Genomic DNA, 19518 nt, shown 5'->3' with positions numbered 1-19518 from the left:
GTCTCCCTTAGGCGTCAGAGCGTCACGAAGACCGTCAGCAGGACGATCAGGCCGACGATCATGGCGATGGCGTAGTGATAGAGGAAGCCGGTCTGGATGTGACGCACCCGTGCCGCCAATTGGCCGACGGTCCGCGCCGAGCCGTTGACCAGCCCGTCGTCGATGAGGCGACGATCGCCCGTCTGCCACAGGACCTGGCCGATGCCGCGGCTGCCGCCGGCGAAGACGCGCTGATTGAAGTCGTCGAAGCCGTACTTGTTCTCGAGGATCGCCGCCAGCGGACCGGCGCGGCGTTGCAGCTCGGCGTCGATGTCCGGATTGCGCCGCTGCAACCACCAGTAGACCCAGGCCGCGACCGCCAGCCCGCCCATCGCGAGGAAGAACGGTGGCATGGTCATGCCGTGGAGGATGAAGGCCCACTGCCCATGGTAGTGCTCGGCCATGTGCGCCAGCGTGTCGTGCTCGTGGGCGACATGGATCGCCCCGGCGAGCCAGTCGCCGAAGAGCATCGGTTCGACCGCGTACCAGCCGATGAAGATCGACGGGATCGCGAGCAGGATCAACGGCACCGTGACGACCCAGGGCGACTCGTGCAGGTGGGCGCGGGCGTGCTCGTCCATCCGCGGCTGGCCGTGGAAGACGAGGAAGTACATCCGGAAGCTGTAGAGGGCCGTGACGAAGACGCCGACCGTCAGCAAGACCCAGGCGTAGGTCGCGCCGAAGACGTGCGAGGCGCCAACCGCCTCGATGATCGCGTCCTTCGAGAAGAAGCCCGAGAAGCCCGGGAAACCGATCAGCGCAAGCGAGCCGATCAGCGCGGTCAGCCAGGTGATGGGCATGTAGCGGCGGATCCCGCCCATCGTGCGGATGTCCTGGTTGTGGTGCAGCGCGATGATGACCGAGCCGGCGGCGAGGAACAGCAGGGCCTTGAAGAAGGCGTGGGTCATCAGGTGGAAGATGCCGGCGGCGTAGGCCGAGGCGCCGAGCGCGGCGACCATGTAGCCGAGCTGCGACAACGTCGAGTAGGCGACGACGCGCTTGATGTCGTTCTGCACCAGGCCGATCAGCCCCATCAGGAAGGCCGTCGTCGCGCCGACGATCAGGATGAAGGACAGGGCCGTCTCCGAGAGTTCGTAGAGCGGCGACATCCGCGCGACCATGAAGATACCGGCCGTGACCATGGTCGCGGCGTGGATCAGCGCCGAGATCGGCGTGGGACCCTCCATCGAGTCCGGCAGCCAGACGTGCAGCGGCATCTGCGCGGACTTGCCCATCGCGCCGATGAACAGCAGGACGCCGATCAGCGTCAGCAGCGAGACCCCGCCGAACAGCGCGACCTCGACATCGGCCAGCCCTGGGGCCGCGGCGAAGACCTCCGCGTAGTCGAGCGAACCGAAGTAGGCGGCGATCGCGGCGATGCCGAGGATGAAGCCGAAGTCGCCGACGCGGTTGACGATGAAGGCCTTCATGTTGGCGAAGATCGCCGACTCGCGCGTCGACCAGAAGCCGATCAGCAGGTAGGAGACGAGACCCACCGCCTCCCAGCCGAAGAAGAGCTGGAGGAAGTTGTTCGACATCACCAGCATCAGCATCGAGAAGGTGAACAGCGAGATGTAGCTGAAGAAGCGCTGGTAGCTGTGGCGCCCGGCCAGGGACTCGTGCGGCCAATTGTGGTCGTCGTCGGCCATGTAGCCGATCGTGTAGATGTGGACCATCAGCGAGACGAAGGTCACGACCGCCATCATCGAGGCCGTGAGCCGATCGACGAGGAAGCCGATCTCGAAGCGAACCCCGTCGCTGACCGCCCAGGTGTAGACGGCCTCGTTGAAGGGCTCCAGGTCGCCCCAGAGGAAGCCCGCGACGACGGACAGCGACAGCGCCGCCGAGAGGCCCACGCCGAGGATGCAGACCCAATGCGCACCGGCACGCCCAATGCGGGCACCGAAGAAGCCGGCAACGATGGAGCCGACGAGCGGCGCGAGCACGATGGTCAGGTAGAGATTTTCCATGACATGCCTGTGCTTGGTTGAGCCGAGGCCACCCGCGACGCACGCCGCGCCGGCCCTCGTAATACCGGATTACCCCAAGTCTTCTATCGACCGGCGCCCCCCCGGCGCCGCTGCCTCACCCCTTGAGCAGATCCATGTCCTCGACGTCGATCGTGCGGCGGTTGCGGAACAGCACGACCAGGATCGCCAGGCCGATGGCCGCCTCGGCCGCCGCGACCGTGAGGATGAAGAAGACGAAGACCTGCCCCGCCATGTCCTGGAGGAAGTGCGAGAAGGCGACGAAGTTCATGTTCACCGCGAGCAGCATCAACTCGATGCACATCAACAGCAGGATGACGTTCTTCCGGTTGAGGAAGATGCCGGCGACGGCGATCGCGAACAGGATGCCGCCCAGGATCAGATAGTCGGCGAGTGTGATCATGGCGTCTCCACCTTGCCCTCGGCCGGCATCTTGACCAGACGGACACGGTCTGGCCCCTTTTTGACCTGGACCTGGGCGCTCGGGTCGATGTACTTGGTATCGGGACGGCGGCGCAGCGTCAGGCGGATCGCCGCGACGATCGCGACGAGCAGGATCACGGCCGCGATCTCGAACGGATAGAGGTGCTCGGTGTAGAGCGCCAGGCCGAGCGCCTCGGTGTTGCTGTACTCGGCCGGCGCGGCCGGCGGCTTCGGAAAGGCCTCCAGGCCGAAGTTCGCCGGCCCGACGACGAGGAAGATCTGCACGGCCATCGCCGCCGCGACCAGCCCCCCGATCGGCAGGAAGCGCACGAAACCGGCGCGCAGGGCCGCGAGGTCGACGTCCAGCATCATGACGACGAACAGGAACAGCACCATGACGGCGCCGACATAGACCAGCACCAGGACGATGCCGAGGAACTCCGCCTCGATGAGGAGCCAGAGCACGGCGCTGCTGACGAAGGCCAGCACCAGATAGAGGACCGCGTGCACCGGATTGCGGCGGGTGACGACCATGCCGGCGGCGACCACCGTGATGGCCGCAAAGCAGTAAAAGAGAAACTTCTCGAAGCCCATAGTCTCATCCGGTCGCTGTGTTGAACCCCATTGCCCCTCGTGCGCCGGCCGGGCGGGCCGGCGCCGCGCTCAGCGATACGGCGCGTCGGCGGCGCGCGCGGCGGCGATCTGCTCTTCGTACTTGTCCCCGATCGCGAGCAGCTTCTCCTTGGTCATGATGTTCTCGCCGCGCCGCTCGAAGTGGTACTCGTAGATCCCGGTCTCGACGATCGAGTCGACCGGGCAGGACTCTTCGCAGAAGCCGCAGTAGATGCACTTGAACAGATCGATGTCGTAGCGCGTCGTGCGCCGCGAGCCGTCGGCGCGCGGCTCGGCCTCGATCGTGATCGCCAGCGCCGGACAGGTCGCCTCGCAGAGCTTGCAGGCAATGCAGCGCTCCTCGCCGTTCGGATAGCGGCGCAGTGCGTGCAGCCCGCGAAAGCGCGGCGAGATCGGCGCCTTCTCCTCCGGATACTGGACCGTGAACTTGCGCTTGAACAGGTAGCCCCCGGTCAGGCGCAGCCCCTGGAACAGCTCGATCAGCAGCAGGCTCTGGATGTAGTTGCGTACCGCTTGCAGCATCTCGGCGCCTCCGCTCAGACCGCCCACCAGGGGGGCAGCTTGTAGACCACCGCCAGGCCGACGACCAGGATCCAGGCGATGGTGATGGGGATGAACACCTTCCAGCCGAGCCGCATGATCTGGTCGTAGCGGTAGCGCGGGAAGGTCGCGCGCAGCCAGAGGAAGACGAACATGAAGAAGAAGACCTTCACGAGCAGCCAGTGGAAGCCGTCATCGAGCAGGAAGACGCCATCGACCCAGGCCTGCGGGAAGGGCGAGAGCCAGCCGCCGAAGAACAAGAGCGCGGTCAGGGTCGCGATCAGGATCATGTTCGCGTACTCGGCGAGGAAGAAGACCGCGAAGGCCATCCCCGAGTACTCGACGTGGAAGCCGGCGACGATCTCCGACTCGCCCTCGGCCACATCGAAGGGCGCGCGGTTCGTCTCGGCGACCCCCGACACCAGGTAGACGCCGAACAGCGGCAGCAGCGGCAGCCAGAACCAGGTCAGGGCGCTGCCGCTCTGGGCGCCGACGATGGCCCCGAGATTGAGGCTGCCGGCGGCGACCAGGACGCCGACCAGCGCGAAGCCCATCGCGATCTCGTAGGAGACGATCTGCGCGGCCGAGCGCATCGCACCGAGCAGCGCATACTTCGAGTTCGATGCCCAGCCGGCGATGATGATGCCGTAGACCCCGAGCGAGGTCAGGGCCAGGATGTAGAGGAGGCCGGCGTTGATGTCAGAGAGCACCAGCCCGGCATCGAACGGGATCACCGCCCAGGCCGCGAGCGCCGGGGCGATCGCGATCATCGGGGCGAGCAGGAAGAGGCCCTTGTCCGCCCGCGTCGGGATCACGATCTCCTTGAACATCAGCTTGACCGCGTCGGCGATCGGCTGAAGCAGCCCGCGGAAGCCGACCCGGTTCGGGCCGATCCGCACCTGGATGTAGCCGATGATCTTGCGCTCGGCGAGGGTGTAGTAGGCGACCAACCCGAGCAACGGCAACAGGATGGCGACGATCCCGAGCAGGATGCGCACGATCACCGGCAACGACGTCCAGAGCTCCATCATGGCCTCACACCTTCTCCAGCGTTACGGGCGCGATCGACGCACCGAGCGATTCGCTGCCGGGCACCCCGCTCGGGATGCGCGCGCAGCCGCGGGCGACGGCCGCATCGAGGACGACCCGGCTCGTCGCCCGGGCCTCGCCCTGGGCGACGAGGACGGCATCGCCGTCGGCGAGCCCGCGGGCGGCGGCCTCCTCCGGGTGCAGGCGCACCGCGAGCCCCTCGCCGAGCGGCGTGTGTCGCAAGGCTGGGGCGCGGCGCACGAGCGGATCGATCGCGTAGATCGGCAGGTTCCCGATCCGCCACAGGTCGGGCCGCTCGGCCGATACCGGGGCCGGCACCGGGGCGATGGCCTCGGGGTCGCCGGCCGGCGCATTGTCGGGCGTCGCCTCGCCGCCCGCGGCGCGCAACTCGGCGAGGACCTCGGCCGAACTCGTCTGTTCGAAGCCGGCGAGCCCGAGTTCGTTGCCGAGGACGCGCAGCACCTTCCAGCCCGGGCGGGCCTCACCGGGCGGGACCACGGCGCCGGCGAAGCCCTGCCAGGTCCCGGCGGCGTTGACGAAGGTCCCCGAGGTCTCGGCGAAGGCGGCGATCGGCAGCAGGATGTCGGCGAGGGCCTCCAGCGCCGGGGTACGGAAGCTCGTGGCGGCGACGACCAGCTCGGCGCCGGCCAGCGCGCGCTGCGCCTGGGCCGGATCGGCGAGGTCGCGATCGGGCTCCAGCCCCCAGAGGAGGTAGGCGCGGCGCGGCGCGGCGAGCATGGCCGCGGCCGCGAGGCCCGGCGCCGCGAGCGGCGCACCGCCCGGCCCGCGATGCGGGACGAGGCCGGCCAGATGGGCACCGACGCCGTTGGCCCCGGCCGGGAGGAAACCGACCCGGGCGCCACTCGCGGTGGCGATTCGGTAGGCCAGGGCCTTGAGCAGACTGTAGTCCGGGTGCGCCGCGGCCAGCGCGCCGAGCAGGATCAACCCGGCGCCCTGCTTGCCGGCGGCGCGCAGCTGCTTGGCCGTCTCCTTGTGGCCAGCGTTGGCCTTGGCCATGCCGATCAGGTCGGCGACCGCCCCCCCGGCCTCCTTCGCCGCGCCACCCAGGGCCTTGGCGATCGCGGCCAGCTCCAAGAGCATCGCGGCCGGATCGGCGACGAACTGGCGGTTCGCGAAGGTGAGGTCCAGCCGGTAGGGGTTGACCAGGGTCACCGAGGCGCCGGCCAGCGCCGCCTTGCGCACCCGGTGGGCGAGCAGCGGCTGCTCCTGACGCAGGTCCGTGCCGATCAGGAGCAGCGCGGCCTGGCGCTCGACCTCGGCGATCGGCACGCCCAGCCAAGGCAGGGCCGGGTCGGCCGCGTCGCTGCGGCAGTCCTGCTGGCGCAGCCGGTGATCCAGGTTAGCGACCCCGAGGGCGCGCATCAGCTTCTGCGCGAGATACATCTCCTCCAGCGTCGCGCTCGGCGACATCAGCAGACCGACGGCCGCCGCATCCGACTGGGCGCGGGCCGCGAGGCCAGTCGCCGCAAGCCGCAGGGCATCGGCCCAGGGCAGCGGGTGCCATTCGCCGTCGCGCTTGACCATGGGCTCACACAGGCGGTCGTCGCTGTACAGGCCGGCATAGCTGAAGCGGTCGCGGTCGGCGAGCCAGGTCTCGTTGACCGCCTCGTTGTCGCGCGGATGGATGCGAATGACCCGCCCGCGGCGCACATGCAGCTCGATGTTGGCGCCGAGCGCGTCGTGCGGGGCGACGCCGGGGACGGTCCGCAACTCCCAGGCGCGGGCCTGGAAGCGCGACGGCTTGGCCGTCAGGGCACCGACCGGACAGAGGTCGATGACATTGCCCGAGAGTTCGTGGGCGACCGTGTGGCCGACGTAGGTGCCGATGCGCATATCCTCGCCGCGGCCGGTCGCGCCCAGTTCGCGCACGCCGGCGATCTCGGCGCCGAAGCGCACGCAGCGCGTGCAGTGGATGCAGCGCGTCATGTCGGTCGCGATCAGCGGCCCCAGGTCCTCGTCCAAGACGACGCGCTTGCCCTCGCTGTAGCGCGAGAGGTCGTCGCCGTAGCCCATCGCGACGTCCTGCAGTTCGCACTCCCCGCCCTGATCGCAGATCGGGCAATCGAGGGGGTGATTGATCAGCAGGAACTCCATCGTCCCGCGTTGCGCCTCCAGGGCCTTCGCCGAGCGGGTCTGCACCCGCATGCCGGCGGCGATCGGCGTCGCGCAGGCCGGCAGCGGCTTCGGAAAGGGCCGGCCGTTCTGCTCCACCTCGACCAGACACATGCGGCAGTTGGCCGCGATCGAGAGCTTCTTGTGGTAGCAGAAGCGCGGGATGACGATGCCCTCCCGATCGGCGGCCGCGATGATCATCTCACCGGGCTGGGCCTCGCAGGTGCGGCCGTCGATTTCGATGGTGACCTTGTCCGTCATGGATATCTCGCGATGAACAGCCCGGGCGCGGCCGCCGAGGGCGACGCGTTCCGGCAATTGGCGATGTCGATGACAGGCCGACGCCGCCGCGCGGGCGGCGCTCCGCCGTCAGTGGCTCCGCAGGCGTGCGCGACGCTGCGCTCCACCGGCGTCAGGCCGCCAGCGGTGTACCGTGCACGATCAGGTGCTCGAATTCGTGCCGGTAGTGCTTCAGGAAGCTCTGTACCGGCATCGCGGCGGCATCGCCGAGGGCGCAGATGGTGCGCCCGCCGATGCGCCCGGCGACGCTGTCGAGGAGCGCCAGGTCCTCGGGTCGCCCCTGGCCGTGCTCGATGCGATGCAGGACCCGCGCGAGCCACCCGGTCCCCTCGCGGCACGGCGTGCACTGGCCGCAGGACTCGTGGGCGTAGAAGTGCGCGAGGTTGCTCAGCACCTTGACCATGCAGGTCCCCTCGGCGATGACGATGACCGCGCCCGAGCCGAGCATGGAGCCGACCTTGGCGAGCGAGTCGTAGTCCATGTCGACCTTCATCATCGTCTCGCCCGGCACCACGGGCACCGACGAGCCGCCCGGGATCACGGCCTTGAGCCGCTTGCCGCCCTTGACCCCGCCGGCCAGCGCCAGCAGGTCCTTGAACGGCGTGCCGAGCGGCACCTCGAAGTTGCCGGGCCGCTCGACGTGGCCGCTGACCGAGAAGAGCTTCGGACCGCCGTTGTTCGGCCGGCCCTGCTCGAGGAACCACTGGCCGCCCTTCTCCAGGATCACGGGCACCGAGGCGAGCGACTCGGTGTTGTTGATCGTCGTCGGTCGACCAAAGAGGCCGACCTGGGCCGGGAACGGCGGCTTGAAGCGGGGCTGCCCCTTCTTGCCCTCGATCGACTCGAGCAGGGCCGTCTCCTCGCCGCAGATGTAGGCGCCAGCGCCGTAATGGGTGTAGATGTCGAAGTCGATGCCCGAGCCGCCGATGTCCTTGCCGAGCAGGCCGGCCGCATAGGCCTCGGCGACGGCCGCCTCGAAGCGGGCGCCGGGCTCGTAGAACTCGCCGCGGATGTAGTTGTAGCCGACCGTCGCGCCGATGCAGTAGCCGGCGATGGCCATGCCCTCGATCAGCTGGTGCGGGTTGTAGCGCAGGATGTCGCGGTCCTTGCAGGTGCCCGGCTCGCCCTCGTCGGAGTTGCAGACGATGTACTTCTGGCCCGGTGCCTGACGCGGCATGAAGCTCCACTTGAGGCCGGTCGGGAAGCCGGCCCCGCCGCGCCCGCGCAGGACCGAGTCCTTGACCTCGGCGATCAGGGCATCCGGGTCGGTCTTCTCGGCGAGGATTCGCTCCCACTGGACATAGCCGCCGACCTGGCGATAGGTCTCGAGCGCCCAGGGTCGCTCCAGGTGCAGCGTGCGGAAGCAGACGGTGTTCTGATTCTGGACCATTGAGCTACTCCAGATCCTCGATCAGCCGGTCCAGCGCCTGCGGCGTCAGACATTCGTGGTAGGTCTTGCCGACCAGCACGGCCGGGGCGTGCCGGCAGGCCCCGAGGCACTCGACCTCCTTGAGGGTGAAACGCCCGTCGGGGGTCGTCTCGCCGGGACGCACGCCGTACTTGTCGGTCACGTGTCCGATGAGGTCCTCGGAGCCGTTGAGCATGCAGGAGACGCTGTTGCAGACGCAGACCTTGTGGCGCCCGACGGGCTCGAGGTCGTACATCGAGTAGAAGCTCGCGACCTCGTAGACGGCGATCGCCGGCATGTCGAGATAGGCCGCCACGTCGTCCATCAGCTCGCGGCTCAGCCAGCCGCCGTTGTGCTCCTGGACCAGGGTCAGGGCCGGCATCACCGCCGACTGGCGCCACTCGGGCGGATACTGGGCGATGGCGCGGTCGATCGCGGCGCGGATCTCCGGGGTGAAGAGTTGCCCCTTGTCTCGCTGCGGGTCTGCTGGCGACGGCGCCGCCCCCGCCGGTGTGTCTCTGAAGCCCATTAGCGGTCGATCTCCCCAAACACGATGTCCATGGTGCCGATGATGGCCACCACGTCGGCCAGCATGTGGCCGCGGGCCATCTCGTCCATCGCCGCCAGATGGGGGAACCCCGGGGCCCGCACCTTGAGCCGATACGGCTTGTTGGCACCGTCGCTGATGATGTAGCAGCCGAACTCGCCCTTGGGCGCCTCGACCGCCGCGTAGACCTCGCCCGGGGGCGGACAGTATCCCTCGGTGAAGAGTTTGAAGTGGTGGATCAGGGCTTCCATGTCGGCCTTCATCGCCTCGCGGCTCGGCGGGGCGACCTTGTGGTCCTCGACCATCACCGGACCCGGGTTGGCCCGCAGCCAGTCGACGCATTGCCGGATGATGCGGTTGGACTGGCGCATCTCCTCGATGCGCACCAGGTAGCGGTCGTAGCAATCGCCGTTGACGCCGACCGGGATGTCGAAGTCGACCGCATCGTAGGCTGCGTAGGGCTGCTTCTTGCGCAGGTCCCAGGCAACGCCGGAACCGCGCAGCATCGGGCCGGTGAAGCCGAGCGCGACGGCGCGCTCCGGCGAGACGACGCCGATGCCGACGGTGCGCTGCTTCCAGATGCGGTTGTCGGTGAGCAGGGTCTCGTACTCGTCGACGCAACCGGGGAAGCGCTCGGTGAAGGCCTCGATGAAATCGAGCAACGACCCCTCGCGCGTCGCGTTGCGCTCGGCGATCTCCTTGTCGCTGTGCCACTTGGAGCCGCCCTGGTAGCGCGGCATCCGCTCGGGCAGGTCGCGGTAGACGCCGCCGGGGCGGTAATAGGTCGCATGCAGCCGGGCGCCGGAGACCGCCTCGTAGCAGTCGAGCAGGTCCTCGCGCTCGCGAAAGCAGTAGATGAAGATCGACATCGCGCCGATGTCGAGACCATGGGCGCCGAGCCACATCAGGTGGTTCAGGATCCGCGTGATCTCATCGAACATCGTGCGGATGTACTGGGCGCGGATCGGCGCCTCGACCCCGAGGAGCTTCTCGATCGCCCGCACATAGCCGTGCTCGTTGCACATCATCGACACATAGTCGAGCCGGTCCATGTAGCCGATGCTCTGATTGAACGGCTTGGACTCGGCGAGCTTCTCGGTGCCGCGATGCAGCAGACCGATGTGCGGGTCGGCCCGCTCGATCACCTCGCCGTCCATCTCCAACACCAGGCGCAGCACGCCGTGGGCGGAGGGGTGCTGGGGACCGAAGTTCAGCGTGTAATTACGGATCTCAGGCATTGGCGGCACCCTTGGTCCCAGCTGGGGTCCCAGCTGGCGTCGCGGTTGGCGCGCCATCCTTCAGGTAGCGACTGTCGGCGCGGATGACCTTCGGCACCAGGATGCGCGGCTCGATCTCGACCGGCCGATAGACGACCCGCTGCTGCTCGGGGTCGTAGCGCATCTCGACCTCGCCACTGAGCGGGAAGTCCTTGCGGAACGGATGGCCGAGGAACCCGTAGTCGGTCAGGATGCGGCGCAGGTCCGGGTGACCGCGGAAGAGGATGCCGTAGAGGTCGAAGGCCTCGCGCTCGAACCAGTCGGCGGCCGGCCAGAGGCCGTGCACCGAGTCGACCATCGGCTCGGCCCCGCCGGCGTAGACCCGCAGGCGCAGGCGCCGGTTGTGCCCGAGCGACAGCAGGTGGTAGACGACGGCGAACCGCCGCGGGTCGTCGAGGGCCAGGTCGGCGATCGGTTCGACGCCGCGACCGAAGCCGCTCGTCGACGCATCGACCGTCTCCCACTCGTCGCGACCGTAGGCGACATAGTCGACGCCGCACAGATCGATCAGCTGTTCGAAGCGCAGGTCCGGGTCGTCCCTCAGCGTCTGGCCGACGCGCAGGAGCTCGGCGGCCGGCACGACGAGGGTCACCTCGCCGCGATCGCAGAGGGTCTCGCAGCCCAATTCGCCAAAGTGCGACGCCAGTGCGGACACAAGGGGGTCGAGCCTGGCATCGCCGGTGTTCGGTTCCTCGTTTGCCATGGGATTGCTGCTCAGCGGGCGATGGTGTTGGTGCGGCGGATCTTGTTCTGCAGCTGGAGGATGCCGTACAGCAGGGCCTCCGCCGTCGGCGGGCAACCGGGCACGTAGACGTCGACCGGCACGATGCGGTCGCAGCCGCGCACCACCGAATAGGAATAGTGGTAGTAGCCACCGCCGTTGGCGCACGAGCCCATCGAGATGACCCACCGCGGCTCGGCCATCTGGTCGTAGACCTTGCGCAGGGCCGGGGCCATCTTATTGACCAAGGTGCCGGCGACGATCATCACGTCGGACTGGCGCGGGCTCGGCCGGAAGATCATGCCGAAGCGATCCATGTCATAGCGCGCGGCCCCGGCGTGCATCATCTCGATCGCGCAGCAGGCGAGACCGAAGGTCATCGGCCACATGGAGCCGGTGCGGGCCCAGTTGATCAGTCGGTCGGCCGTCGTCGTGACGTAGCCTTCCTCGAGCAGACCTTCTATTCCCATTCGAGCGCCCCCTTTCGCCATTCGTAGATGAAGCCGACGACGAGGATGCCGAGGAACAGCGTCATGGCGACGAAGCCCACCATGCCCAGGCCCTCCAGGGCGACGGCCCACGGAAACAGAAAGGCGATTTCGAGATCGAAGATGATGAACAGGATCGCGACCAGGTAATAGCGGACGTCGAACTTCATGCGGGCGCTCTCGAACGCCTCGAAACCGCACTCGTATGGCGAGTCCTTCTCCCGATCGGGGCGGCGGGGACCGAGGAAATAACCCAGCACGAGCGGGCCGACACCCACCAGAATCCCGATGAGGATGAAGATCAGGACGGGCAGATAATTGTCGAGCACTTGTCCCCCCGGCTATTTATAGATTTTCTCAATCTACGGCATAGGCGTTCGATAATAGTTTAGCGAGCGCCCAAATGTCAACCCGTAGATCGGTCGGGTTCGTTTTTATTTCAAACACTTACCCGATGTTTCGGGCAAAGAAAACGGCATGTCGGCGAGCCGACATGCCGTTGTGAAATGGTGCCGACGGACGGACTCGAACCGTCACGGCTTGCGCCACTACCCCCTCAAGATAGCGTGTCTACCAATTCCACCACGTCGGCTAATTAAAGAGCGATGACAATGAACCAATCCAATCAATTGCTGGACGGCGGCACTGGAACATCGTCCAGCGCGGGCACGTCACTGCCGGCCTCGCCCTGCGCCGCCGGCACATCGGTCGGCGTCGGGACCTGCGCCTCGATCGGCGTCACCGGCACATCCGAGGACTCCCGCGGGGCAGCCGGGACGGTGACCGTCTCGACCGGCGCGTCCATCAGGCTACGCTGCTTGCCGGCCTGGGTCGCATAGTACGCCAAACCGATGCTCGTAATGAAGAATAGCGTCGCCAGGATCGCGGTCGTGCGCGACAGGAAATTGCCCGCGCCCTGGGCGCCAAAAACGGTCGCCGAGGCGCCACCGCCGAAGGCCGCGCCGGCATCGGCGCCCTTGCCGTGCTGGAGCAGGACCAGCGTGATCAGGCCGATCGACAGCAGGACATGAAAGATGGTCAAGATCGTCTGCATGGCATCAACAACTGGCGTCCGCCGCCGCGCAAATCGCGAGAAAATCGCTCGCCTTCAGAGAGGCCCCACCGATCAGCCCGCCGTCGATATCCGGCTGGCCCATCAGGTCGGCCGCGTTATCCGGTTTCATGCTGCCCCCATACAGGATCCGCACCTTGGTCGCGATGTCCGAACTCTGCTCGGCGATCCGCGCCCGGATGAAGGCATGCACCTCCTGGGCCTGCGCCGGCGTCGCCGTCAGCCCGGTACCGATCGCCCAGACCGGCTCGTAGGCGATCACCGCCGCACCGAAGGCGGCCACGCCGCTGAGTTCGAGCACCGCATCGAGCTGGTCGGCGATCACCTCCGAGGTGATCCCGGCCTCGCGCTGCGCCAAGGTCTCGCCGACGCAGAGGATCGGCACCAGCCCCTGCTCGCGCGCCATCGCCTCCTTGCGGGCGACGACCTGATTGTCCTCGCCGTAGTATTCGCGCCGCTCCGAGTGCCCGACGATCACGTAGGTGCAACCGAACTCGCGAATCATCGAGCCGGCGACCTCGCCCGTGAAGGCACCCGCCGACTCGGTACAGAGGTTCTGGGCGCCCCAGGCGATCGACGATCCGCGCAACGCCTCCTCGGTCATCTGAAGGAACGGGAAGGGCGGACAGACGGCCACCTCCGCCTTCGCGATGGCGCCGATCCCGGCCCGAATCCCGCCCAGCAACTCGGCCACGCTGGCACGGCTGCCGTTCATCTTCCAATTGCCGGCGACCAGAGGCTTGCGCATGGGGTGCTCTCCTCGCAAATGAGCACGGGACTTTAGCCGCTGACCGACAGAAAATCAACCCCCGCGGCCGGGGCGATCAGGCGACGGATCGGGTCCGATCGATGCTGGGATGCCGACGGGGCGTGCCGGCGGGCTGCGCGGGTGCCGGGCGGGCCGGATCGGGCATGCTTGCGGGCGACCCGCGAGGGACCGACATGGGAAAGGCTTTGCACCGACAACCCGTTTGCCCCGATCATGCAGGCGTCGATCGACGGCAATCACCAGCAACAGAACTCTCGACACTCGGACCATGGCGAAGGGCAAGAAGAAGACCGACGGCAGCGCCACCATCGCGCTCAACAAGAAGGCGACACACGACTACCACATCGAGCAACGCTTCGAGGCCGGCCTCGTCCTCGAGGGCTGGGAGGTCAAGAGCCTGCGCGCCGGGCGCGTCCAGCTCAAGGAGGGCTACGTCAAGATCATCCAGGCCGAGGCCTTCCTGATCGGCGCCCACATCTCGGCCCTGCCGACGGCCTCGACCCACGTCAACCCGGACCCGACCCGCTCGCGCAAGCTCCTGCTCCAGCGCACCGAGCTCAACCGCCTGATCGGCCTGACCGAGCGTGCCGGCTACACGCTCGTGCCGACGGCCATGTACTGGAAGCGCGGCCGCGCCAAGCTCGAGATCGGCCTCGCCAAGGGCAAGAAGCTCCACGACAAGCGCGCGAGCGAGAAGGACAAGGACTGGGCGCGCGAGAAGGAGCGCCTCTTCAAGCAGCATTGACCGGCAGGGCCGCCGGCTGGCGCAGAGGCCGGCTCTGTCTCCTCTCAGCTACGAAGCATCCCGCCCCGCGGCATCCGGAAAGAGCCGCTCCAGGACGGCGATCAGGTCGCGCTCGGCGGCGGCCAGGGTGACCTCGCGGTCGGGCTCGGTCGCGGACCAGTCGGCGAGGACGACATCGATCGCCGCGATCGGCGACCAGGGCTGCCCGCGGGCGCCCTGCGGGCGCTCGTAGTGGTGCAGGATGTGGAGCTGCTCGCGCAGGTCCCGCTCGTCGGCCTCTGACATGCCTTCCGGGAAGACCCACCGCAGGACACTGTCGTCGTCGGCGAGCCACTCGCGCAACCGGACAACGGCGTCTCGTGACAACCGCTCCCTGATCCGACCCTCCGCGTCGCAGAGGCCCAGCTCGCGCGGCAACGGCTCGCCGGGCCGCAGGCCGCGGCGGCGCATCAAGTCGGGATCCCCCGCCTGCTCGCCAAACCAATCGAGGGCGGCGAAGCGGTAGCCGAAGGTCTCGAGCGCCGCCGCCAGCTTATCGAGTTGCTTATCCTTCAGGGAATCGGCACGCTGCGACGCGCGCCTCAGCAGCGTCCGTACGGGAGAGGAGAGGCCTTCCTGCTCGGACAGCGACTGCGACAGCGACAGCGACAGCGACAGCGACTGCGACCGCGACTGCGACCGCGACCGCGACAGCGACAGCGACTGCGACCGCGACCGCGACAGCGACAGCGACAGCGACTGCGACCGCGACCGCGACCGCGACCGCGACAGCGACAGCGACCGCGACCGCGACAGCGACCGCGACCGCGACCGCGACCGCGACCGCGACCGCGACCGCGACCGCGACCGCAACCGCGACAGCGACAGCGACAGCGACCGCGACCGCGACAGCGACAGCGACAGCGACCGCGACAGAGAGAACTCCGTAAAACGTTCGCCTCCGGCCATGGCGTCCGCAATCTGAACGACCTGATAGAGGGTCAACACAACACGGGTCGCCGGTGGCGGCCGCTCGTCCCCGCACGGATACAGGCCAACCAACACGGCCGCCTGGGAAAATATCAAAAAGAAATCAGGGTCGGCGAGTTCGCCTTGGACCAGCCAAGCATCCGCCGGAATACGGGACAGCAGCGCGCACCAGAGCGGCCCGGACGCGGGCACCAACCGATCCAGTTCGAACGATGCACGGGTGGCGCACGGTAGCGTCACACTCCTCTCGTATGACTCGCGCCGGTAGAGAAGATCAGGGGTCATAGACACCCTATCGGTCAGCCAGCCAGCGATTGCCGACTCCAGCGCCGGGTCGTCGATGGGCCGTTCCGTTCCCTGCCCGGGCACAGCCGGGACCCAGACGCTGTCGCTCGTCAAGGCGAGCAGCGCGTAAGCGCGGGCCTCGTCCGGCCCGAATTCCACCGACCAGCCGTCGTCGTCCGCAGGAGGTGCATCCCAACGTTGGCGCATCGCGCCATTCAGGCTATGCCTAGCCCAGTCCTCGGCCGCGAGACCGCCCGGCGGGTCGGCCCGCGCCTGGTCCTGCAGCCGGCTGAACGGGTCCTCGGCGACGAAGAGCTGCCGCAGCAGCGCGAGCCCCGGTCCGCGCCAGACCGGCACGCGGGCGAACGCCTCGGCCAGCGCATCGTCTGGATGCACCAATGCCGTCGCCGCGACGACCGGCAGCCAGCGGAGGCGCTCGGCATCGGTGAAGTCGAGCTCCCGTCCGGTCAGCGCGGCGACCAGGAGCCGCGCCTGAAAGCGCTCGGCCGGGTCCAGTTCGGCGAGCAGTTCCAGGTGTGCGGTGCGCTCGGCCTGAGCGCCCTGCCCGACATGGATGCAGAGGAGTAGCAGGCCAACCTCGTCCCAGCCGGGCAGGCCGAGGTTCTGGTAGAGCAATCTCCGGATCTCATCCAAAAAGCGCCGGCTGCCACGGGCGAGCGCCTGGCCGTGGATGTACTCGGCGCAGAGGTATTCCTGGAAGCTCAGATGCGCGAACTGGTAGCGACCCTCGGCAGGATCGACGAGGAGGCCGGTCGGGTGCAGGAAGTAGGCGAGCAGCTCCTCGGCATGCTCAGGCCGCAGCTCGCGGAAGCCACCGCCGACCGCGCCGGCCGGATCGAGCAGGCCCCTGAGCTCGGCGAGCAGCTCGGCATGGGTCCAAATCACCTGGCGCCGGTCGCGCTGCTCCGCGGCCCCCTCGGCCTCGGCCCCGCGGTGCTGGCTGCGCCAGGCCAGATAGCCGAGCGCGCGGCGCACCTCGCGCTCGTCCCAGTGCGGCATCTCAGCGCCTTTGTTGGTCCAGCGCAGCCGCCGTTGCTGGTTCTGTCGGACCAGGTAGAGGTCGATGATCCGCCGATAGAGGTCGGCCCGGCCATGGGGCATGCGCCGGTCATTGGCATGGACCAGGGCCATCAGCGTCAGGAAGATCGGCCGCCGCGCCAGGTTTAGCAGATAGCCACGCTGCGGATCCGACAGGGCCGCCTCGAAGTCGGCGAGGAAGCGCTCGCGCTCGACCCGCCACTCGTCGCGGATCATGAAGAAGCGCTCGATGAAGGCGTGGATCTGCGACCAGGCAAAGGGCTGGACATAGTGCAAGAGAACCTTAGAGCTCGTTTTCAGCGTTGCTGTAAAAACCCGCGCCGGAGCGACGAAATCGAGGACGAACTCGTTGCCGACCAACGCCGAGTTCACGCCCGCCCCCCCGGTAGGAGCCCCTTCCGCGGGCGACCGAGAACCTGCCACACCCATGGCCGGTGATGAGCCCACCCCTCGCGCTGACCGCCGCCCCGCAGGCGATTTGGCACCTTCCTCCGCGACATCGATCCCGACGTTGCTCTCCATTCCAGCCGCACCCAGTGCAATACCCGCGTCCACCGACTCCATCGGCAGATCCCGAAACCCGGTCGGGCGCCCGGTGACGACGACCCGGTGGCCCGACTCCGCGGCCTCGACCGCGAAATCGAGCAGCTTCCGGCGCGGCTCGATGCCGCCGACCTCGTCGATGCCATCGAACAGCAGAAACAGCCGGAGCCGGTCGCCGTCCGGCGCATAGCTCTGCCGCAGCCGCTCGACATCGAGCCGATAGCCCTTGTCGCCAGCCTCCCGCTCGGCGTTGCGCCACCAGCAGTCGAGCAGGGCATCGAGGTCCTTGACGACTGGCAGATCGTCCTGGAAGTCGCGCAGGATCAGCGGCACCGGCAGGATGCCCCGCTGCCCGACCAGCCGACGGCGGAACTCGCTCCCCCGGTCGCTGGCCAGCTCGCCGATCAGGGCCTGGACCAGCGTCGTCTTGCCGCTACCGGGCCGACCAGAGATCAGGACCAGGGGGCGCTCGGCGATCAGCTCGCGGGCATCACGCCCAGGCGGCGACTCGGCCTTCAGGCCCGCCGCATCGCCCATCTGCTCATCGCCCCGATCCTCGCTGTCGAGCCGCAGCGGGACATAGACATCGCGCAGGTGGACCCGATCCTCGCCCTCCTTGGTCAGGAGCAGGTCCAGATCGCCGAAGCGGCGCGCGAGCCAGCGCGCGTACTCCCCACGGGCGCTGACGCGGGCGTTCTTCTCGGCCGTCGTGTGCAACTTGTTCATGCGTTCGGACCCGTATCCGGATCGGATTCGGGACCGCTGCTCGGTGCAGCCGCCTCATCCGACGGGCCTCTCGCCTGCGGTTCGGAGGCGGTTACGAGGTAGATGTGGCGTGGATCGATCCTCCGAGCCTGATCGAATAATTCCCGGAACAGCGCGCGGAAGTTGTCGTCGGAACGTTTGCGGTCCCGGCGCTCGTGGAAGCGCTTGACGACCTCGTCCAGCGACTCGTTGCCGTGCCTATCGGTCAGGTCGGGATTCTTCGTCTGGAGGACGTGGCTGAAGGCGCGAAAGAAGATCTCCCGAAGCAGCCCCTGTTCATCCCCGGCGGAAATCGGCTCGAACCCCTCGGCCCCGCATAAGACCCCGAAGAGCGCCTGAAGTGCTTCAGGCTGGCGCTCCAGCAGGCGCCACACGGGTCTGTGATAGTGGCGGAGATAATGCAACAGCGCGAAGCGGCGGGCCTCGCCCTCGAAGTCGTCGCTTGCGCCAATCCAGTCCCGGCAGCCGTGCATCGCCCAGGCCGCACAGAGACTATTGACGAAGTTCTTGATCTTGCGCGGGTTGGGCTCCAGAAGACGCTCGACGTCGGCGGCCAGCTTGCTCCGTGCCGTCTCGATCAGGCCGAGCGCCTCGCTTGACGCCGTGGGCGCCACCGGGCGCGGGATCCCATGGGCGCGCAATTGCGCCTCGATGCCAGAGCGGACGCCGGTCTCGGTGGGCAGCGGGATGGCGAGCATCGCCTGAAAAAGCTTCTCCAGATACTCGCGATTGCCCTCGTCGGAGTCGCTGCGGTGCTTGCGCAGCGCATCGAGGACAGCACCGTCGTCGAGCCCGAGGATGAAGACGCAGCGGCGCGTGCCGAGATAGAGCTTGATCGTCTCCAGCAGCCGCACGATGACCTCGCCCTCGCAGCGGTCCAGGTCGTCGACGAAGATCAGAAGCCGCGCCCCCTGCTCCAGCTCTCTATTAGGATCCGCAAACCTCGCTTTGAGGACCTGCTCGACGGCATCCTCGAACAGCAGATGGAAGCGTTGGCCGTCGCTCAACTTGGTCAGGCCCTCGTCGCCGGCCTGCCAGCCTTGGCCAACCGCATCCGTGAACCCGCGCGCGACCTGCGCGGGCTTTCCGAGATACAGACTCAAGGCGGCATCGGCCAGATGTTCCAGAATCTTCGCGACCGCCAACCCCCCCTGGCGGTTGAGCTTCTTGGCACCCTCCTTGACCTTGAGCCAGGTCGTGAACTGGGCCTGGATCTCGCGAATCAGCGGCACCAGCGGATTGCCCTCGCTCTGGTGCTGCCACGGCGAGTACCAGACGCAGAGCGTTTGCTCCACCGCTCTTCCGGTCAAAGGCGGCCAGTCGAGGGTAGTCCGCCGCTGCTCGTTAGTGCACAGCCAAGCCTCCCAAGCCTGCTCGTCCTCTTCCTGGCTCGGCACGTCCGAGAACATCAGCGCCTGCTGAATGGGCCTGCCACCGAGGGTGACGAAGGCGCGGCGCATGACGCTCGTCTTGCCCGAACCCCACTTGCCGGTGACGCCAATCGTGAAGGGTGGCTCGACCTCGAGGGCCATCCGCGCGACCTGATCCCCGGCGCGGCCGAGGCCGAAACCGTCATCGAGGGTCCAGACATCATTGCGGTAGTGGGGGCTGGCGTCCGTCATGGTCCGCTGCGGCTCCTTGGTTATCCATCGGCGGTCGACCCGAGAAGCTACTGCAACGGGTTGCGGCTGCCAAGGGCGCGGTCCTGGCCGGCCAGAGCGAATCACCCCGCTTGTCCCGCCGGACCCGCAACCCCATCTGCGG

General features: G+C 67.8%; 17 protein-coding genes and 1 tRNA gene. 1 reads left to right on the top strand and 17 read right to left on the bottom strand.

What is annotated here, in order from left to right:
• Positions 1–14: 14 nt before the first annotated feature.
• The 15 genes from nuoL to tpiA form a co-directional block, all read right to left on the bottom strand.
• Positions 15–2009 (bottom strand): NADH-quinone oxidoreductase subunit L, encoded by a 1995-nt coding sequence (nuoL, locus tag CKO41_RS10755; protein WP_200382221.1) that lies wholly within the window; start codon positions 2007–2009, stop codon positions 15–17.
• A gap of 115 nt (positions 2010–2124) precedes the next feature.
• The gene (nuoK, locus tag CKO41_RS10750) at positions 2125–2430 is read right to left on the bottom strand and encodes an NADH-quinone oxidoreductase subunit NuoK (RefSeq protein ID WP_200250895.1); all 306 of its coding nucleotides are present in this window, start codon (positions 2428–2430) and stop codon (positions 2125–2127) included.
• Positions 2427–3044 (bottom strand): NADH-quinone oxidoreductase subunit J, encoded by a 618-nt coding sequence (locus tag CKO41_RS10745; RefSeq protein ID WP_200382220.1) that lies wholly within the window; start codon positions 3042–3044, stop codon positions 2427–2429. The genes nuoK and CKO41_RS10745 overlap by 4 nt, the downstream gene beginning before the upstream one ends.
• A 69-nt stretch (positions 3045–3113) precedes the next feature.
• The gene (nuoI, locus tag CKO41_RS10740) at positions 3114–3605 is read right to left on the bottom strand and encodes an NADH-quinone oxidoreductase subunit NuoI (RefSeq protein ID WP_420826471.1); all 492 of its coding nucleotides are present in this window, start codon (positions 3603–3605) and stop codon (positions 3114–3116) included.
• Positions 3606–3619: 14 nt separating this feature from the next.
• Positions 3620–4654, bottom strand: coding sequence for an NADH-quinone oxidoreductase subunit NuoH (nuoH, locus tag CKO41_RS10735; RefSeq protein ID WP_200382218.1), 1035 nt, complete (start codon positions 4652–4654; stop codon positions 3620–3622).
• 4 nt (positions 4655–4658) lie between these two features.
• Positions 4659–7067, bottom strand: coding sequence for an NADH-quinone oxidoreductase subunit NuoG (nuoG, locus tag CKO41_RS10730; RefSeq protein WP_200382216.1), 2409 nt, complete (start codon positions 7065–7067; stop codon positions 4659–4661).
• 151 nt (positions 7068–7218) lie between these two features.
• On the bottom strand, positions 7219–8496 hold the full coding sequence (gene nuoF / locus CKO41_RS10725) for an NADH-quinone oxidoreductase subunit NuoF (RefSeq protein WP_200382214.1): 1278 nt from the start codon (positions 8494–8496) through the stop codon (positions 7219–7221).
• Between the two features lie 4 nt (positions 8497–8500).
• Positions 8501–9043 (bottom strand): NADH-quinone oxidoreductase subunit NuoE, encoded by a 543-nt coding sequence (gene nuoE / locus CKO41_RS10720; RefSeq protein WP_200382212.1) that lies wholly within the window; start codon positions 9041–9043, stop codon positions 8501–8503.
• The gene (locus tag CKO41_RS10715; RefSeq protein ID WP_200382210.1) at positions 9043–10299 is read right to left on the bottom strand and encodes an NADH-quinone oxidoreductase subunit D; all 1257 of its coding nucleotides are present in this window, start codon (positions 10297–10299) and stop codon (positions 9043–9045) included. Before CKO41_RS10715 ends, nuoE begins: the two co-directional genes overlap by 1 nt.
• The gene (locus CKO41_RS10710; protein ID WP_200382208.1) at positions 10292–11041 is read right to left on the bottom strand and encodes an NADH-quinone oxidoreductase subunit C; all 750 of its coding nucleotides are present in this window, start codon (positions 11039–11041) and stop codon (positions 10292–10294) included. The genes CKO41_RS10715 and CKO41_RS10710 overlap by 8 nt, the downstream gene beginning before the upstream one ends.
• 11 nt (positions 11042–11052) lie before the next feature.
• A complete protein-coding gene (locus CKO41_RS10705; protein WP_200254211.1) occupies positions 11053–11529 on the bottom strand; it encodes a NuoB/complex I 20 kDa subunit family protein in 477 nt (158 codons plus the stop codon).
• Complete coding sequence (locus CKO41_RS10700) at positions 11520–11876, bottom strand: NADH-quinone oxidoreductase subunit A (RefSeq protein WP_200254209.1); 357 nt, start codon at positions 11874–11876, stop codon at positions 11520–11522. Before CKO41_RS10700 ends, CKO41_RS10705 begins: the two co-directional genes overlap by 10 nt.
• Positions 11877–12054: 178 nt before the next feature.
• Positions 12055–12139 (bottom strand) — tRNA-Leu (locus tag CKO41_RS10695).
• Between the two features lie 33 nt (positions 12140–12172).
• Positions 12173–12601 carry a preprotein translocase subunit SecG gene (gene secG, locus CKO41_RS10690; protein ID WP_200382206.1) on the bottom strand — a complete coding sequence of 143 codons (429 nt, stop codon included), beginning with the start codon at positions 12599–12601 and terminating at the stop codon, positions 12173–12175.
• A gap of 4 nt (positions 12602–12605) precedes the next feature.
• Positions 12606–13367: a triose-phosphate isomerase gene (gene tpiA / locus CKO41_RS10685; RefSeq protein ID WP_200382205.1), complete on the bottom strand. Its 762-nt coding sequence runs from the start codon at positions 13365–13367 to the stop codon at positions 12606–12608.
• A gap of 289 nt (positions 13368–13656) precedes the next feature.
• On the opposite strand from tpiA, the gene smpB reads away from it, so the two are divergent.
• Positions 13657–14133, top strand: coding sequence for an SsrA-binding protein SmpB (smpB, locus tag CKO41_RS10680; RefSeq protein WP_200254292.1), 477 nt, complete (start codon positions 13657–13659; stop codon positions 14131–14133).
• Between the two features lie 48 nt (positions 14134–14181).
• Here the strand turns inward: smpB and CKO41_RS10675 are convergent, their stop codons facing one another.
• Complete coding sequence (locus CKO41_RS10675) at positions 14182–17715, bottom strand: NACHT domain-containing protein (RefSeq protein WP_200382204.1); 3534 nt, start codon at positions 17713–17715, stop codon at positions 14182–14184.
• The gene (locus CKO41_RS10670) at positions 17712–19376 is read right to left on the bottom strand and encodes a KAP family P-loop NTPase fold protein (RefSeq protein ID WP_200382203.1); all 1665 of its coding nucleotides are present in this window, start codon (positions 19374–19376) and stop codon (positions 17712–17714) included. The genes CKO41_RS10675 and CKO41_RS10670 overlap by 4 nt, the downstream gene beginning before the upstream one ends.
• Positions 19377–19518 lie beyond the last annotated feature (142 nt).

Origin of the sequence: Thiococcus pfennigii (assembly GCF_016583835.1) — a bacterium.
Lineage (GTDB): Bacteria > Pseudomonadota > Gammaproteobacteria > Chromatiales > Chromatiaceae > Thiococcus > Thiococcus pfennigii.
Note: the sequence above shows the minus strand (reverse complement) of the source record. Positions and strands in the feature narration are given on the sequence as shown.

Excerpts from the sequence above, each read along its gene's own strand:
- nuoL (WP_200382221.1), bottom strand. The coding sequence starts at position 2,009 with ATGGAAAATCTCTACCTGACCATCGTGCTCGCGCCGCTCGTCGGCTCC.
- nuoK (WP_200250895.1), bottom strand. The coding sequence starts at position 2,430 with ATGATCACACTCGCCGACTATCTGATCCTGGGCGGCATCCTGTTCGCG.
- CKO41_RS10745 (WP_200382220.1), bottom strand. The coding sequence starts at position 3,044 with ATGGGCTTCGAGAAGTTTCTCTTTTACTGCTTTGCGGCCATCACGGTG.
- nuoI (WP_420826471.1), bottom strand. The coding sequence starts at position 3,605 with ATGCTGCAAGCGGTACGCAACTACATCCAGAGCCTGCTGCTGATCGAG.
- nuoH (WP_200382218.1), bottom strand. The coding sequence starts at position 4,654 with ATGATGGAGCTCTGGACGTCGTTGCCGGTGATCGTGCGCATCCTGCTC.
- nuoG (WP_200382216.1), bottom strand. The coding sequence starts at position 7,067 with ATGACGGACAAGGTCACCATCGAAATCGACGGCCGCACCTGCGAGGCC.
- nuoF (WP_200382214.1), bottom strand. The coding sequence starts at position 8,496 with ATGGTCCAGAATCAGAACACCGTCTGCTTCCGCACGCTGCACCTGGAG.
- nuoE (WP_200382212.1), bottom strand. The coding sequence starts at position 9,043 with ATGGGCTTCAGAGACACACCGGCGGGGGCGGCGCCGTCGCCAGCAGAC.
- CKO41_RS10715 (WP_200382210.1), bottom strand. The coding sequence starts at position 10,299 with ATGCCTGAGATCCGTAATTACACGCTGAACTTCGGTCCCCAGCACCCC.
- CKO41_RS10710 (WP_200382208.1), bottom strand. The coding sequence starts at position 11,041 with ATGGCAAACGAGGAACCGAACACCGGCGATGCCAGGCTCGACCCCCTT.
- CKO41_RS10705 (WP_200254211.1), bottom strand. The coding sequence starts at position 11,529 with ATGGGAATAGAAGGTCTGCTCGAGGAAGGCTACGTCACGACGACGGCC.
- secG (WP_200382206.1), bottom strand. The coding sequence starts at position 12,601 with ATGCAGACGATCTTGACCATCTTTCATGTCCTGCTGTCGATCGGCCTG.
- tpiA (WP_200382205.1), bottom strand. The coding sequence starts at position 13,367 with ATGCGCAAGCCTCTGGTCGCCGGCAATTGGAAGATGAACGGCAGCCGT.
- smpB (WP_200254292.1), top strand. The coding sequence starts at position 13,657 with ATGGCGAAGGGCAAGAAGAAGACCGACGGCAGCGCCACCATCGCGCTC.
- CKO41_RS10675 (WP_200382204.1), bottom strand. The coding sequence starts at position 17,715 with ATGAACAAGTTGCACACGACGGCCGAGAAGAACGCCCGCGTCAGCGCC.
- CKO41_RS10670 (WP_200382203.1), bottom strand. The coding sequence starts at position 19,376 with ATGACGGACGCCAGCCCCCACTACCGCAATGATGTCTGGACCCTCGAT.